This window comes from Weizmannia sp. FSL W8-0401, from assembly GCF_038009125.1.
GTDB classification, from domain to species: Bacteria; Bacillota; Bacilli; order Bacillales; family Bacillaceae_C; genus Weizmannia; species Weizmannia coagulans.
On the sequence record NZ_JBBPAG010000001.1, the window covers coordinates 2,145,077 to 2,160,898 of the forward strand.

Consider the following 15,822-nt stretch of genomic DNA (forward strand, 5'->3'; position numbering starts at 1 on the left):
TTTCATTGAAAATATTTTTGATAAAGCGAACGGGCCTCTCTCTTATCTTTCGTCCCGTGAATGAGCATCCTCCCGTCCGGAAATAAAACCGTCCGGTGGCCTTCAAGCGCAGTGATCATTAAGTAGCCGTTATACTGCACGGCAGCACCGCCCGCTTTCATCTCCCGCGCCATGTTTTCAAGCTCGAACGTGCCTGGATGGCGGATTTGGACTGTATCCCGCCCGCACAATACATCGGCGGATGATTGGGATTGAAGGGCCGGATAGACCGGATGCCCTCCGCATGACGGGCAGTCCTTATTTTTCATTTTTCCTGCTTTGATAAAATGGTGTTCGCCCTGCCAAATATCAAACACGGCAACAGATGGGCGCGGCTTTTCCCCGGAAAGCAGCTTTAAAGCCTCTGTTGTCTCATAAGCCGCGGTCATTTGCACAGCCGGCGCGATAATGCCCGCTGTATCGCACGTCGCGTGGTAAGCGGGGAGATGGCCAATCAGGCAGCGGAGGCAAGGCGTTTCGTCGGGAATAATTGGAAACGAAACACCGCAGCTGCCAACGCAGGAGCCGTAAATCCACGGAATCCGGTATTTTTGCGCCAGGTCATTCACATAAAAGCGCGTCTCAAAATTATCGGTCCCGTCAATGATCACATCAACGCCTTCTTCCAAAACAGAGAGCAATTTCGAGTCAAATGCATCGATCACATGCGCCTCGATCCGGATGGTGCTGTTGATGGCTTCAAGCCGTCTTTTTGCGGCGATGGCTTTTGGCAAATGGGTGCGCGCATCTTCCTCACAATACAAATTTTGCCGCTGCAAATTCGATTCATCGACATAGTCACGATCCACAATCGTGATTTTTCCGGCGCCCGCCCGCGCCAAGCTTTCCGCAACAGCGGAGCCGAGCGCGCCGGCGCCAATGATCAGCACATGGCCTTTTGAAATGTTTTGCTGCCCGTTTTCAGCGATCGGGGCAAACAGCATTTGCCGGGAATACCGTTCCATGCTCATTCCTCCTGCCTGATATAATGCCCGCTTTTTCCGCCTGTTTTTTCGATCAGATAGGTCGGCCCGATGACCATGCCTTTGTCCAGTGCCTTGCACATATCATAAACGGCCAGCGCGCATACGGACGCCGCTGTCAAAGCTTCCATTTCCACGCCCGTTTGCCCTTTCGTTTTGGCCATCGCTTCGATATCAAGGCTGTACCCGTCTTCCCGTTCGTGCCAGCTGAACGAAATGTCAACGCCTGTTAAAGGCAAGGGGTGGCACATCGGAATGACATCCGCCGTTTTTTTTGCGCCCATAATGCCAGCTACCTGTGCGACGGCAAGCACGTCCCCTTTTTTGATTTTAAAGTTTGTAATCTGTTCATAGACTTCCTTTGACACGATCACACTGCTTTTTGCGCGCGCCGTCCTGGCGGTTTCCGGTTTTGCCGTTACATCGACCATTTTGGCGCGGCCCTGTTCGTTCATATGCGTCAAGTTTCCCATCTTTCAACCTCCGCTGACCGGCGGAATGAGGGCAACGGTATCGCCGCTATGGACCATTTCCTCATCGCGGGCAAATTCTTCGTTCACGGCCACCATAACTGCATCCTGCTGCAAAATCCCTTTTTCCGCAAGCGCCTGGCGCAGTTCGGCGACCGTCATTTTTTCGCAGTTGATGTCCATTTCAGAACGGCCGGCCTGTTCTTTTAAATGGGCAAATAACAATACTTTAATCATCGTTCAAACGCCTCCGGTGCCCCTGATTCATAGAAAACCGTTTCCTTTTGGTTGCCGACCCACATTTCGCCGTTTTCCCAATGTTCTTTTTTCCAGATCGGCACCATTTCTTTGATTCTTTCAATCGCGTACCGGTTTGCCCGGTAAGCCTCATCCCGGTGCGGGGCGGAAACCGCAATGGCAACCGCAATGTCGGAGATGCCGAGGCGCCCGGTCCGGTGCACGATCGCCGTTTTGGCTTCCGGGAACTGCTGCCGGATTTCCGTACCGATTTGTTCCAGCTTTTTCCGGGCCATCGGTTCGTATGCTTCATATTCCAGATACAATGTTTTCTTTCCTTTTGTCATTTCCCGGACAGTGCCGATAAAAGTGACAATGGCGCCTGCATTCCGGTCGGCAACAGCCTGGATCAGTTTGGAAACATCCACCGGTTCTTTTACAATTTCAAACATCTTTTCACCCCTTTAAAAACGCTTCAACCCATTCGACGCAGCTTTTCCGGTCAGAGAGTTTCATGCAGCCGGATAATGCCGGATTCAGGCTGAAGGCGGCCCGCACATTCGGCAGGCTGAGCAAATCCCTATCTTGTTCATCACGCAGGCAGACCACTTTCGGATAAGGCGCGTATTTGTAGCCTTCTATCAGCAGCAAATCAAGCGGCAATGCCTCGTACCAGCCGATTAGCTGCTCCAGTGCGAGCCCTTGATCGGCACGAACGGCGAGGACAAACAAGCCGTCCCCTTCCACCCCGGCTGCCCGGGCACCCGCTTCAAAGTGCCGCGTGGAATCTTTGCCGGGAGCGAGCAACGGCTTCCCGCCATGGCCGTGGTGTTTCAGTGTTCCGACCCGGTATCCGTTATCCGCCAAAGCCCGTGTCCAAAGTTCGGCAAGGGCGGTTTTACCGCTGTCTTTGCGGCCTGCGATCTGTAATATTTTCATCCCAAAGAGGCGCCCCTTCCCCGTCTTCCAGCATCAGCACATCCACCATGGTCCCTTTTGTAAAACCACGGGACCCGCCCGGCAGCACAATCAACGCATCCGCTTCTATTAAAGAGGAAACAATATTCGATTTGTCCCTTCTTACCGGAAGCGCGTGCAGCAGGCCTTCTTGATAAGAAAGTTTGGCGCGGACAAAACGGGTGAACGGGTTTGGTTTCGGGAAACCCTCCCCAAGTACAGCCTGCGTTTTTTTCAAATAAACATTTCGTTCGCCAAGCATCGTTTTTAAGTATGGGCGGACGAACAGTTCAAAACCGACGTAGCAGGCGGACGGATTGCCGGAGAGGCCGAAAAGGATTTTCCCGCCCAATTCGGCCGCCGATGTCACGCTCCCCGGGCGCATCGCCACTTTATTGAATAAAAGCGTTGCCCCCAGCTTTTCGTAGACTTTCGGAATATAGTCAAAATCGCCGACCGAAACGCCGCCCGTTGTCATGACGATATCCGCTTCCTTAACCGCCTGCCTAACCGCTTCATATGTTTCCTCGAAATCATCCTTCACAAGCCGGTAAAAAACCGGTTCGCCCCCGGCGCGGATGATTTGCCCCCAGAGCATATAGGCATTGCTGTTGCGGATTTTCCCTTTTTCGAGCGGCTCGCCGGCTTCGAGCAGCTCCGTCCCCGTTGCAATAACGGCGGCTTTCGGTTTTTTTGTGACCGGCACTTCTGTATATCCGAAAGTTGCAAGCGCCGCCATTACGCCCGGATTAACGAGCGTGCCTTTCGGGACAAGCACTTCGCCTTTTTTCATATCTTCGCCAATGCCGACAATGTTCTCACCGGGCCGGACTTTCCGTTTAATCTGCACAAATGTTTTCCCGTTCTGCACCACTTCTTTTGTGAGCTCCACCATGATCACGGCATCCGCCCCGTCCGGGATGGCGGCGCCGGTCATGATTTTCACGGCCTGATTCGGCTTTATCCCTTCATCCCATGTAAAACCTGCCCCGATTGTGGCGACAACTTCAAGGAGAACGGGGTGGTCCGCGCCCGCTTCAAGTGTGGACCCGGAAAAAATCGCATACCCGTCATACGGCGACCGTTTAAACCACGGCACGTCATGGGTTGCAGCCAAATCATCGGAAAGCACCCGGTTAAAACTGCTCTGAATCGGCACAAGCTCCTTTTCGCCTGCAAGCGGATGGGCCATCACTTTGCGGATGGCCTCCGCCACTTTGATTGGTTTTCTCATCAACATCACCGGCTTCTTTTTGTTGTAAAATATAATCTTCTTTTGTATTGATATTGGCAAACGCCTTTTCCTGCGCAAAATCGATAAATTTCAGGCGGCAGCGTTCAAAAAGCGCCCGCATGCTGAGGCGGCCTGTTTCAAGCTGCTCCCTTACTTTTTCTTTCACCCTGTTGTGAAAAACGGCAACGAGCGGCTGGATTCTCCCCTCTGCCCGGGCCACGATGGCGTCATATGCCAGATCGCGTTCTTGAAGCAGCCGGGCAACCGTTCTTTTTCTGATCCACGGCGTATCGCACGGCAACACAGCGTACCACTGGGCGTCCACTGCGAGCATCGCCGAATAAATGCCGGCGAGCGGGCCTTTTCCGCGGTAGCGGGGAAGATCGCAAATCACCTCAATCGGCCGGTTGCGCGGGATTTTTTCCGCAAGCCCGGGCCGCGCTACCACAATGATCGCCCCAGTTCCGGCGAGCGCATCCACGCTGCGTGCGACCATCTCTATGCCGCCGATTTTCGCAAGCGATTTTTCGCCGCCGAACCGGCTCGACTTCCCGCCTGCCAGAACAATTCCGGCTGTATTCATTGCCGGCTGAGCTCCCAGACAATATGCTTTAATTCCGGCAAAATGAGTTTTTTCATGGCAAGGGACACGGCGTTGCTGGAGCCCGGCATTGAAAATACGGCTTTTTTCCCGATTGTGCCGGCAAGCGCTTTGCTGAGCATCGAGGCGCTTCCGATTTCTTCATAACTTAAATAGCGGAACAGCTCGCCAAAACCGGGCATTTCTTTATCGAGGAGCGGCCGGACCGATTCCACTGTAACATCCCTTTTCGTAAAGCCGGTGCCGCCGTTCAGCAAAATGGCATTGGTGGTTTCTTTCGTCTGTAAAACCGCCTGCCTGATTTCGTCCGCTTCATCTTTAACGATGCTGTATTCCGCCGCTTCCATCCCTTCCTGTTTTAACAAATCTATCATCAGCCTGCCACTTTTGTCTGTTTCTTCCGTCCGGGTATCGGAAACGGTGATCACTTTGCACAGCACCGGAAGATCGGCCTGTTGTTTATGTTCTTTCGTGCTCAATCCTTTACCCTCCAATATACGACATTTCGATCCGTTTTCCTCTAAAAGTCGGGTTTTTTCCCCGTTCTTGTGAGTAGCGGTCCGCCCGGTTCTGCCATATGCCTGCAATGCGGGCAGCCAGCACTTCATCGCTTGCCCCTTCCCTTATGGCGCCAAGCAGGTCCGTGCCTTGTGCGGCAAACAGGCAGGTGTATATTTTCCCGTCTGCCGACAGCCGCAAGCGCGTGCAGTCGCCGCAAAAAGGCTGGGATACGGATGAAATGAACCCGACTTCCGTATCCGTCCCTTTGTAACGGTACCGTTTGGCAACTTCCCCGTAATAATTTTCTTTCAACGGTTCAAGCGGCATTTCTTTTGAAATCATGTTGAGAATTTCTTTGCTGGTCACGACTTCATCCAGCTTCCATCTGTTCAGGGAGCCGACATCCATAAATTCGATAAAACGGAGGGAAATCCCTTTTTCCTTGAAATAGGCGGCCATCGGTACAATTTGCGAATCGTTCATCCCTTTTTTGACCACCATATTCACTTTGACTTTGATGCCCTGGCGGATGGCTTCCACCATCCCTTCCAAAATTCTTGCCGGTTTTGCCCCGACGCCGTTGATGGCCGGAAAGATTTCCGGATCGAGGGCATCCAGGCTGACATTGATGCGCGAAAGGCCGGCCTTTTTTAACGGTGCGGCATATCGTTTCAACAGAAAGCCGTTCGTTGTCACCGATAAATCTTCAAGGCCGCTGATTTGATGGAGCATGGCCACAAGCTGATCGATGTCTTTCCGCAGCAAAGGCTCCCCGCCCGTCAGCCGGATTTTCCGGACGCCAAGGGATACAAAAAGTCTCGCAAGGCGCGTGATTTCTTCAAATGTCATGAGTTCGGACCGGTTCATAAAACAATATTTCTGGCCGTTATCGGCAGGCATGCAGTACGTGCAACGGAAATTGCAGCGGTCCGTTACCGAAATCCGCAAATCCAAAAGCGGCCGGTTCAGCTTATCGGTCAGCATGTTCTCCATCATCTCCGTTTTAAATTCTGTTTCTCTGTTAAAAATGCATTTGCCAAATGTTTGCAGGCGCCCGGCTGCCATTCTTAACCGCCAAAGTTCCCATGCCCGTCGTAAGGCGCACGCACTGGCCACGGTTTGTCATGCCGCGGGAACCCGGGCATCCTGCCGGGCGGCCCACCGCTTTCTTCGGTCCCCGGTTCTGCTTCCACGGTTCCGGGCATCTTGCCGGGCGCACACCGCTTTCTTTGTCCACGGTTGCCATGTTTGCCTGAAGCATGCCGCTTCTTTGAGAGGAACCCGGGCATTTTACCGGACGGCACGCCTTTTTCTTTGGTCCCCGGCTCTCATGTTCAGATTCCGCACTTTCGGGCATCTTGCCGGGCGGCTGCGTGTTTCAGCACTTCGTTTTTCGGGCCCGCCTGCAATACTTTCCCGTTTCTGTACAAAATGACATTGTCGCAAAGCAGATCAGCCTCTGCCATATTGTGGGTAACCAGCAAAACGGCCCCGTGAAAATGATCATGAAGAAACGATAAAAATTCTTCCATCACAAGTTCCTTCGTGTCCGGGTCCAATGCGGAAAAAGGTTCATCCAAAAGCAGGCAGGAGGGCTCCGTGATGAGCGTCCTTGCAAGCGCCACACGCTGCTTTTGCCCGCCGGACAGTTCAGCAGGGTAGCGGTTTTCAAAACCTTCCATTTTGATTTTTTTCAGAAAAGCAGCCGTCTTCTCTTCTATTTCCTTTTTTGGCCGCCCCTTTAAACCAAATGCAAGATTTTGTTTTACCGTTAAATGCGGAAAAAGGGCGTAATGCTGGAACATATAGCCCGTATGGCGGTGCCGCGTCTTGATATCCATCTGCTTTTCCTTATCAAATAATATCCGGCCGTTTAGTTCAATCTTTCCTTCATCGGGCTTGTCGATCCCCGCAATGCACTCCAGCGTCAGGCTTTTGCCGCTTCCGGACGGCCCTAAAATGCCGGTGACGCCGGGGCCCGCTTCAAATGCGGCATCCAGCTCAAATTCCGGAAATGTTTTTTTTATGTTTACGCGGAGCATGCCTGCTGCCACCCCTTCCCATCTTTTTTTCCATCCGCTTCATGCCGTATAAGACGGCCAGCGATAAAAACGTCATGATCGCAACGAGGAGCCCTGCCGTCCGTTCATCCCCGTTCATCAGGCAATTGTAAATGGCAATGGACATCGTTTCCGTTTTTCCCGGAATGCTGCCGGCCACCATTAACGTTGCCCCGAAGTCGCCGAGGGCGCGTGCAAATGCAAGCATGACGCCGCTTGTGAGCCCCCGCCATGATAAAGGGATCATGACAGAAAAAAAGATATTCCATTCCGTCCGCCCCAAAAGGCGTGCGGCATGAAGGAGCGATTCATCAATACCGGCAAAAGCCGTGCGCGCCGACTGGATGAAAAATGGAAGGGATACACACATTGCCGCAATGACCGCTCCTGTTTGCGTAAATACAATCGTCACTCCGAATTGTTGTTCAAGAAACCGGCCGAACACACTTTGCCTTCCGAGGATCACGAGCAGATAATAGCCGAGCACGGTCGGCGGCAGCACAATCGGAAGCGTTAGCAAAGCGTCTGCCACATCCGTCGCTTTTCCCTCCGACCGGCTTAAAAGATAGGCTGCCAACAGTCCGGGGATAAGGGAAAAAACAGTTGAAAGCAATGCCACTTTAAAAGACAGATAGATGGGAAATAAATCGATCTGCCCCACTTGCTACTGCCCCGCAGACACTGCATAGCCGTATTTTTTCATCGTATTTTGCGCTTCCCTGCCGGCTAAATAATGCACAAATTTCTTCGCGGCTTCCTGCTTTTTCGAGCTTTTCACAACCGTTGCCGTCTGTTTCAGCGGATTGTACAGGCTGCTTGAAATGCTGGCAATAGCCAGCTTTTCACCTTGCGCAAGAGAAAGAGAAACGATGCCGGCTTCTGTATTTCCCGATTTTACGTATGTGAGGGTATCTGAAATATTTTTGGCGTAAACCAATTTTGATTTCACTTCATCCCAAATCCCCGCTTTTTGAAGCGCTTGTTTTGCCGCCAATCCGTATGGCGCTGTTTCCGGGTTGGCAATGGCAATTTTTTTCACCTCAGGGCGGGTTAAATCTTTAAGGCTGCGGATGGAAAGATGGCTGCCCTGTTTGGCGGCAATCCCGATTTTCCCGTATGCGTAGACGGTTTTTGTGCCAGGAACGAGCATGTTTTTATCCGCCAGCTGGTTGACGTAATCCGCGTTCGCCGCCGCAAACACATCATACGGCGCGCCGTTTTCAATTTGCTGCTCCAGCTCGCCGGATGCGGCAAAAACAAGTTTCACCTTGATGCCGGTCTGTTTTTCAAACTGTTTGCTGATTTGCCGGAAAGACTTTGTCAAATCTGAAGCTGCCGCCACATTGATTTCTGTTTGTTTCGATTGCTTCTTGGCTGAGCCGGATGCACTCCCTTGTGCGGAACAGCCCGCAAGCAGGAAAAGGCAAAGCAACGTCATACCGAACCTTTTCATATTGAACACCAACCTTACACTCTTATAAAAGGATATGTTTTTATGATAACGGAATATTTTTTCTTTCTCAATTTTTTCACTTACCCGGGGATTTTTCCATTGTTCTGTATCAATGAAACCTTTAGACGAAAAAACCGGGCAGCATTAAGGCTGTCCGGTTTCGTACTCAATCTTCCATTGTCGAAAGGTCCCCGGCCGGCAGATCCAGTTCCCAGGCTTTCAGGACGCGGCGCATGATTTTCCCGCTCCGGGTTTTCGGCAGTTTTTCGCAAAACTCGATTTCCCGCGGCGCGGCATGGGCGGCCAACCCTTTTTTCACAAATTGGCGGATTTCTTCCTTCAGCTCATCTGACGGTTCGTATCCATCCCTTAAAGCGATAAAGGCTTTAATAATTTCGCCGCGGACCGGATCCGGCTTGCCGATGACGCCGGCTTCCGCAACGGCCGGATGTTCGATCAGTTTGCTTTCCACTTCAAACGGCCCGACCCTTTCGCCGGACGTCATGATGACATCGTCCACGCGGCCCTGGAACCAGAAATAGCCGTCCTCGTCCATATAAGCCGAGTCACCGGAAACGTACCAGCCGTTCGGGAAAAAGTAAGATTCATATTTTTGCGGGTTGTTCCAGATGGCACGCATCATGGAAGGCCAGCCTTTTTTAATGGCGAGATTGCCCATCCGGTTCGGCGGAAGCGGATTTCCCTGGTCATCAACAATGGCCGCTTCAATGCCAGGGAGCGGTTTCCCCATCGATCCCGGTTTGATATCCATGCAAGGATAGTTGCAGATCAGCTGTGCGCCGGTTTCCGTCATCCACCATGTATCATGGATGCGGAGCCCGAATACTTCATTGCCCCAGCGGATCACTTCCGGATTCAGCGGTTCACCGACACTTAAAATATGGCGCAATGTCGAGAGGTCATATTGGTTAATGATTTCATTGCCGGCCCCCATCAGCATCCGGAACGAAGTCGGGGCGCTGTACCAAACGGTGACGCCGAACCGTTCAATCGTTCTGTACCACGCTGCCGGGCTGAAGCGGCCGCCGACAACGACGTTTGTTGCGCCGTTTAACCATGGCGCAAACATGCCGTAAGAAGTTCCCGTTACCCATCCCGGGTCTGCCGTGCACCAGTAAATATCATCTTCTTTTAAATCAAGCACCCATTTTCCCGTCTGGTAATGCTGGATCATGGCATTATGGACATGGAGGACGCCTTTTGGCTTTCCGGTTGAACCGGACGTATAGTGGAGGATCAGCCCGTCTTCCCGGTCAACCCATTCGATTTCCAGTTTATCGGAAGCTTCGTTAAAATATTTCAGGTAGTCTTTGTACTTTCCTTCTTCTTTGACATTTTCCCCGACAACAAAGATGGTTTCCAATGCCGGAAGCTGGCCGGCCGGGACACGCCCGACAAGGTCAGGGGTTGTCACAAGCACTTTCGCTTCACTGTCTTCAAGGCGGTCTTTTACAGCCCCTTCCATAAACGCTTCAAACAGCGGGCCGACAATGGCGCCGAGCTTGATGGCGCCAAGCATGGCAAAATACAGTTCCGGAGAGCGCGGCATAAAGATGAAAACACGGTCACCTTTTTGGACGCCCGCTTTTTCTTTTAAAACATTTGCCGCCTTGTTTGTCAGCCTTTTCATTTCATAGTAAGTATATTTCTCGTTGCGTGAATCACTTAAGTACATGAGCGCTACTTTATTTTTGCGGGAGCTTTCCGCATGTTTGTCAATGGCTTCATACGCCAGGTTGACACGCCCTGTTTCATACCATGAAAAATTTTTCTCGGCGTCTTTCCAGCTGAACGTTTTGCGGGTTTCTTCATAGTTTTTCAGATTGAAATCCCCTTGTACGGTTGGTAACGCTTCCAGTTTCATGTAAGGTCCCCCTTTGTTTAGATTCACACATTTATTATATATGAAAACTGTTTTATTCACAATTTAAAACTTCTTTCCGCAAATGCCACCATTGTGAACAATTCTGGAATTTCCCTTTTTCCATATTGTTTTTGTTCTGTAAACATGAGATGATGAAATTGTGAAATGAACGGTCATTCATCATACTGTTTTTTCTTTGATTTGTTCAAGGGATGGTGGAAAAATGGAACATAAGAAAACATATTATGCTATCGAATTGCCTACAAAAGCAGGGCCGCTTGTGATTGAAGGGCCGGTTCCCGGGAAAAGGCTTGCGGAAATGGAATTCCATGAAGACTTAAAAGCTTTCCGCCCCGCGCCGAAACAGCATGCTGCCCTGATTGAAATTGCCGACCTACCGGAGGGGAGGATCATTCTGGCACGCAGCGGCAATACAATCGTCGGCTATGTCACGTTTCTTTTCCCGGACCCGCTCGAACGCTGGTCAGAGGGCCATATGGACAATCTTCTCGAACTCGGCGCAATCGAAGTCATTCCGGAATACCGGGGATGCGCTGTCGGCAAGCATTTGCTGAAAGTCTCCATGATGGACGATGCGATGGAAGATTATATTATTATCACGACCGAATATTACTGGCACTGGGATATGAAAGGAACCGGCCTGAACGTGTGGGAATACCGGAAGATGATGGAAAAAATGATGGCAGCAGGCGGCTTGAAATGGTTCGCCACGGACGATCCCGAAATTTGCTCGCATCCGGCAAACTGCCTAATGGTGCGGATCGGGAAAAGAGTCGATCAGGAATCGGTTGAAAAATTTGACCGGATCCGCTTTAAAAACCGGTATATGTACTAAAACTTCGGCAAAAGGGGATGGGTAAAGATGATTGTGGAAGAAATCATGCAAAAAGACGTCAAGACGCTGTCGCCCCGGCATACCGTACAGGACGCGCTAAAATTGATGCAGAAGGAACAGATCCGCCATATCCCGTTGCTCGACCAAAACGGCAAACTGTGCGGGGTCGTCACTGAACGTGACATCAAGGAAGTGGCGCCCAATCCGTTTTTCCCGGGCGAGCAGCTGGAAAAACTTTCGCTGCCGCTTGAAAAAATTATGAAAACGGACCTTTTGACAGGGCATCCGCTCGACTTTATCGAAGACATTGCCGCGCTCATGAATGACAACCGGATCGGCTGCCTGCCGATTCTTGAAAACGGGCAACTGGCCGGGATTGTGACAGGGACCGATCTGCTTCAGACTTTTGTCGATCTGACCGGCGCAGGGCATCCGAGTTCGCAGATTGAAATCCGCGCCCGCAACCGGACCGGCATCCTGCGCGATATTACCGAAATCATATACGAACATCATCTGAATATTTTAAGTGTGCTGATTTACCCCGATCGTAAAAATGAGGAAAACCGTGTGCTCGTGTTCCGGGTCAGCACGATGAATCCGGTGTCCCTTATTACGCATTTGAAGGAGGCCGGCTATGAAGTACTCTGGCCGAATATGCCGGGGATGCCGCGATGAAAGATGCTGTTTTCGTCTATTCCGCCGATTTGCTGGCTTACCGTTTCCGCGATGACCACCCGTTTAATCAGATGCGGCTCCAATTGGTAAAAGAGCTGCTCGAAACGATCGGGGCTTTAAGCGGGGAGGATATCGTCAAACCGCGGAAAGCTGCTGATGAAGAACTGTTGCTTATCCATGACCCGTCTTATGTGGAAGCCGTAAAACTGGCCGGCCATGGAAAACTTGATCCGGTCAAAGCTGAAAATTACGGGCTCGGGACAGAAGACACCCCTGTTTTTCCGAATATGCACGAAGCAAGCGCTTTAATCGCTGGCGGCACATTGCAGGCAGCCGAAGAAGTGATGTCGGGGAGGGCGCGGCATGCCTTGCACCTTGGTGGTGGGCTGCATCACGGATTCCGCGGCAAAGCTTCCGGATTTTGCATCTATAACGATACGGCGATTGCAATCAAATATTTGCGCAAACAATACGGCGCGCGCGTTCTTTATGTGGACACGGATGCCCACCACGGCGACGGCGTGCAGTGGGCTTTTTACGATGATGAAAATGTTTGTACGTTTTCCATCCATGAAACAGGCCGTTACCTTTTCCCCGGCACCGGTAATGTCAACGAATGGGGAACGGGAAAAGGATATGGCTATTCTTTCAATATTCCTTTGGATGCGTTTACAGAAGACGAATCATGGCTGGAATGTTATTCAAAAGCATTGGAAGAAATCGCCGCATATTTCAAGCCGGATGTACTGGTCACGCAAAACGGGGCGGACGCCCATTATTATGACCCGCTCACCCATTTGTCCGCGACGATGAACATTTACCGCGAAATTCCGAAACTGGCCCACAAAATTGCGCACGAATATTGCGAAGCCCGGTGGATTGCAACCGGCGGGGGCGGCTATGACATTTGGCGGGTCGTGCCGCGGGCCTGGTCACTCATTTGGCTGGAAATGGCGGAAAAGGCAGGCGGAGGCGGAGAGATCCCTGCTGCATGGCTCGAAAAATGGCAAAAAATCTCCCCCTACCCCCTGCCTGAAAGATGGGACGACCCGGAAGGTTTATACCGCCCGATCCCGCGCAAACCGGAAATTGAAGAAAAAAACCGGCTTGTGCTGAACCGGTTGCTGCAATTCATTAAACAAACAAAATAAAAAGCCGGCCCTGCCAGACCATTCTGGCAGCACCGGCCTTAATTTTATTCGTTTCAATGGTGCGCAGCGTTTTACGCCCATGCTGCTTTTTTATTTTGTCGAATTCCGGTACTCCACGCGGTGCGGCAGGATGACCTGGTTTTCCGTTACGGTTTCTTTGTTCATGTATTTCGTCAAAAGCCGCATGGAAACAGCACCGATATCATACAACGGCTGGACAACGGAAGTCAGCTGCGGGCGCACCATTTCAGCGAGACGCGTATTATCGGAAGAAACGACTTCCAGCTGTTCCGGAATGTTGACGCCGGCATCAAGGGCGCCGTGGATTACGCCGAGTGCCATTTCATCGCTTCCGACAAACACGGCCGTAGGGGTCTTGTCCAATTCCTGAAGCCGTTGCCATGCTTCTATGCCGGATTCATATGTATAGTCCCCTTCCAGCACATAATCCTCATTGAATTCGATGCCTGCGTTACGGAGCGCTTCTTTGTATCCTTCCAGGCGCAATTCGCGGTTGACCGCATCATGCAGCGGCCCGATTACCAATGCAATCTCCTTATGGCCTTTTTTGGCAAATTCGCTGATCACTTCAATGGTCGCTTTTTTATAATCGATATTAACGGACGGAATTTTCCCCGTAGGTTCAATCGACCCGGCGAGTACGATCGGGACTGAAGATTTTTCAAATTCCTCAATATGCTCTTCCGTAATATTCCCGCTCATAAACACAATGCCGTCCACCTGTTTGCCGAGCATCGTGTTCAAAAGGCGCAGTTCCTTTTCCTTATTTTGGTCGGAATTGCTTAAAATAATATTGTATTTGTACATCGTCGCGATATCTTCAATCCCGCGGGCAAGTTCCGCATACAGCATATTCGACACATCCGGGATAATGACGCCCACGGTTGTCGTCTTTTTGCTGGCGAGGCCGCGCGCAACCGCATTCGGGCGGTAGCCGAGCCGGTCGATCACTTCGAGCACTTTCTTCCTTGTTGTCGGTTTCACATTCGGGTTTCCGTTAACGACCCGCGAGACCGTTGCCATGGAAACGTTGGCTTCACGGGCAACATCATAAATCGTAATATTCATCTTTCAATCACTCTCCAATATACAAGTCCTGTTCATAGTTTTCACCAATCAGCCTGTCTTAAACAAAGAAATGTAAGGCTTTTTCCTCTGGTGTATCGTACAAAAAAATGCCCAAACACGATCGCGTTCGACATTTTTATCGGTTCATTAGACTTCTCATTATACCATATATGATAAGCCAGGCAAAAACTTCCTGCAAGGTTTGACACAAAATTGCCACATTCTTCACAAACGAATTTAGCCAACCATCCGGATTCAACGTTTTATAACAGAATGTAGCCAACTGAAAAAGCGCCACAAAGAAAAACCTTCTGCAAGGCAGAAGGCTGGATGCTGATCCTTATATTTTCGCCGGCAAGGCGGATTGGATTTCCTGATAAAACGCATCGAACTGTTTCAAATCCATTTGCTGTGCGGCGTCCGAAAGCGCGACTGCCGGATCCGGGTGCACTTCCGCCATCACACCGTCCGCGCCGATCGCAAGCGCCGCTTTGGCAGCCGGAAGGAGCAAATCCCTTCTCCCTGTCGAATGGGTCACATCCACAAATACCGGCAAATGCGTTTCCTGTTTTAAAATCGGAACCGCCGTGATATCGAGCGTATTGCGGGTCGCCCGTTCGTACGTCCGGATACCCCGTTCGCAAAGAATAATCTGTCCGTTTCCTCTTGACATAATGTATTCAGCGGCATTGATAAATTCTTCAATCGTTGCCGCGAGCCCGCGTTTTAAGAGAATTGGCTTCTGGATGGAACCTGCCGCTTTCAACAGCTCGAAATTCTGCATATTGCGCGCGCCGATTTGGATTACATCGAGGTAATCGGCTGCTTTTTCGAGATCAGCTGGTGTCACGATTTCACTGATCACAGCGAGATCATATTCATCGGCAATCTGCTTTAAAATTTTCAGGCCTTCAAGCCCAAGCCCCTGAAAATCATACGGAGAGGTACGCGGTTTGTAGGCGCCGCCGCGAAGCAGTTTCAGCCCCTTCGCTTTTACGGATGCCGCAACAGCCGCAACCTGGTCGTACGATTCAACCGAACACGGGCCGAATACAAAATGCGGGTTGCCGTCGCCCACTTTTTCGCCTTTAATGTCAACAATTGTATTTTCCGGCTGTTTCTTCCGCGAAACAAGCAATGCTTTCCGGTGGTCATCTTCCTGCAGTTCAAGGGCCGCTTTAAAAATCTCTTTAAATAAATGTTCAATGGTAGACGTTTCAAACGGGCCATCGTGATGTTCTATAATGGCATTCAGCATTTCGCGTTCCCGGATCGGGTCATAGCGGCTTACGCCCTGGGCTTCTTTCAGTTTCCCGATTTCCTGGACGAGCTCACCCCGCTTGTTGATCAACTCAAGCAGCTTTAAGTTTACTTCTTCAACTTCTTTCCGCAATTGTTCAAGCTCTCTGTTCCCCACGTACCTCTCATCCTCTCTGTCAATATCCTTATCTCATTTTGTTGCAGGCGCCTGTTGCCATAGAAGCTTACAAGTGATTAGCCCTTATTATAATCGATTCTTTTTAAAAAGTCACGGAAAAATTCTTTACTGGATAAACGCTTTTATGTACTAAAGCAACGCCCGTCCTGTTATTGTTTTATATGTTTTTTTCGGAAAAAGGTTCCCGCTCGGC

The 15,822-nt window shown here is 50.8% G+C and carries 18 protein-coding genes; 3 read left to right on the plus strand and 15 right to left on the minus strand.

Annotated features, from left to right (window positions below; all coding sequences use genetic code 11):
- Nucleotides 1–2: 2 nt before the first annotated feature.
- The 13 genes from NSU00_RS10470 to acsA form a co-directional block, all read right to left on the minus strand.
- Entirely contained in the window at nucleotides 3–1,004 is a 1,002-nt protein-coding gene (locus tag NSU00_RS10470) for a ThiF family adenylyltransferase (protein ID WP_340702793.1), read from the minus strand.
- Nucleotides 1,005–1,006: 2 nt separating this feature from the next.
- Nucleotides 1,007–1,495 (minus strand): cyclic pyranopterin monophosphate synthase MoaC, encoded by a 489-nt coding sequence (gene moaC, locus NSU00_RS10475; protein ID WP_013859962.1) that lies wholly within the window; start codon nucleotides 1,493–1,495, stop codon nucleotides 1,007–1,009.
- 3 nt (nucleotides 1,496–1,498) lie between these two features.
- Nucleotides 1,499–1,729 (minus strand): molybdopterin converting factor subunit 1, encoded by a 231-nt coding sequence (gene moaD / locus NSU00_RS10480; protein WP_013859963.1) that lies wholly within the window; start codon nucleotides 1,727–1,729, stop codon nucleotides 1,499–1,501.
- Nucleotides 1,726–2,181: a molybdenum cofactor biosynthesis protein MoaE gene (locus tag NSU00_RS10485; protein ID WP_013859964.1), complete on the minus strand. Its 456-nt coding sequence runs from the start codon at nucleotides 2,179–2,181 to the stop codon at nucleotides 1,726–1,728. Before NSU00_RS10485 ends, moaD begins: the two co-directional genes overlap by 4 nt.
- 4 nt (nucleotides 2,182–2,185) lie before the next feature.
- Complete coding sequence (mobB, locus tag NSU00_RS10490; protein WP_061575951.1) at nucleotides 2,186–2,668, minus strand: molybdopterin-guanine dinucleotide biosynthesis protein B; 483 nt, start codon at nucleotides 2,666–2,668, stop codon at nucleotides 2,186–2,188.
- Entirely contained in the window at nucleotides 2,628–3,926 is a 1,299-nt protein-coding gene (locus tag NSU00_RS10495; RefSeq protein WP_340703652.1) for a molybdopterin molybdotransferase MoeA, read from the minus strand. Before NSU00_RS10495 ends, mobB begins: the two co-directional genes overlap by 41 nt.
- Nucleotides 3,823–4,503 (minus strand): molybdenum cofactor guanylyltransferase, encoded by a 681-nt coding sequence (gene mobA / locus NSU00_RS10500; RefSeq protein ID WP_340703653.1) that lies wholly within the window; start codon nucleotides 4,501–4,503, stop codon nucleotides 3,823–3,825. Before mobA ends, NSU00_RS10495 begins: the two co-directional genes overlap by 104 nt.
- Nucleotides 4,500–5,000, minus strand: a complete 501-nt coding sequence (locus tag NSU00_RS10505; protein WP_013859968.1) for a MogA/MoaB family molybdenum cofactor biosynthesis protein — start codon at nucleotides 4,998–5,000, stop codon at nucleotides 4,500–4,502. Before NSU00_RS10505 ends, mobA begins: the two co-directional genes overlap by 4 nt.
- Before the next feature lie 4 nt (nucleotides 5,001–5,004).
- Nucleotides 5,005–6,006 (minus strand): GTP 3',8-cyclase MoaA, encoded by a 1,002-nt coding sequence (gene moaA / locus NSU00_RS10510; protein ID WP_340703923.1) that lies wholly within the window; start codon nucleotides 6,004–6,006, stop codon nucleotides 5,005–5,007.
- A gap of 350 nt (nucleotides 6,007–6,356) precedes the next feature.
- A complete protein-coding gene (locus NSU00_RS10515) occupies nucleotides 6,357–7,064 on the minus strand; it encodes a sulfate/molybdate ABC transporter ATP-binding protein (protein ID WP_340703654.1) in 708 nt (235 codons plus the stop codon).
- Nucleotides 7,024–7,743, minus strand: a complete 720-nt coding sequence (gene modB / locus NSU00_RS10520; RefSeq protein ID WP_327076459.1) for a molybdate ABC transporter permease subunit — start codon at nucleotides 7,741–7,743, stop codon at nucleotides 7,024–7,026. Before modB ends, NSU00_RS10515 begins: the two co-directional genes overlap by 41 nt.
- A gap of 3 nt (nucleotides 7,744–7,746) precedes the next feature.
- Entirely contained in the window at nucleotides 7,747–8,535 is a 789-nt protein-coding gene (gene modA / locus NSU00_RS10525; protein ID WP_340703655.1) for a molybdate ABC transporter substrate-binding protein, read from the minus strand.
- Nucleotides 8,536–8,701: 166 nt separating this feature from the next.
- Nucleotides 8,702–10,420: an acetate--CoA ligase gene (acsA, locus tag NSU00_RS10530; RefSeq protein WP_340703656.1), complete on the minus strand. Its 1,719-nt coding sequence runs from the start codon at nucleotides 10,418–10,420 to the stop codon at nucleotides 8,702–8,704.
- A 223-nt stretch (nucleotides 10,421–10,643) separates the two neighbouring features.
- Here acsA and NSU00_RS10535 point away from each other — a divergent pair, with 223 nt between their 5' ends.
- From NSU00_RS10535 to NSU00_RS10545, 3 genes are read left to right on the plus strand one after another with little or no spacing between them, the layout of a single operon-like run.
- Complete coding sequence (locus NSU00_RS10535; protein ID WP_013859974.1) at nucleotides 10,644–11,276, plus strand: GNAT family N-acetyltransferase; 633 nt, start codon at nucleotides 10,644–10,646, stop codon at nucleotides 11,274–11,276.
- Nucleotides 11,277–11,303: 27 nt separating this feature from the next.
- Nucleotides 11,304–11,951, plus strand: a complete 648-nt coding sequence (locus NSU00_RS10540) for an acetoin utilization AcuB family protein (RefSeq protein ID WP_014097698.1) — start codon at nucleotides 11,304–11,306, stop codon at nucleotides 11,949–11,951.
- Nucleotides 11,948–13,102 carry an acetoin utilization protein AcuC gene (locus NSU00_RS10545; RefSeq protein WP_340702797.1) on the plus strand — a complete coding sequence of 385 codons (1,155 nt, stop codon included), beginning with the start codon at nucleotides 11,948–11,950 and terminating at the stop codon, nucleotides 13,100–13,102. The genes NSU00_RS10540 and NSU00_RS10545 overlap by 4 nt, the downstream gene beginning before the upstream one ends.
- 90 nt (nucleotides 13,103–13,192) lie before the next feature.
- Here NSU00_RS10545 and ccpA read toward each other — a convergent pair whose 3' ends face one another.
- Complete coding sequence (gene ccpA / locus NSU00_RS10550) at nucleotides 13,193–14,191, minus strand: catabolite control protein A (RefSeq protein ID WP_340703657.1); 999 nt, start codon at nucleotides 14,189–14,191, stop codon at nucleotides 13,193–13,195.
- Between the two features lie 340 nt (nucleotides 14,192–14,531).
- Nucleotides 14,532–15,608: a bifunctional 3-deoxy-7-phosphoheptulonate synthase/chorismate mutase gene (locus NSU00_RS10555; protein ID WP_017553447.1), complete on the minus strand. Its 1,077-nt coding sequence runs from the start codon at nucleotides 15,606–15,608 to the stop codon at nucleotides 14,532–14,534.
- Nucleotides 15,609–15,822: the final 214 nt, after the last annotated feature.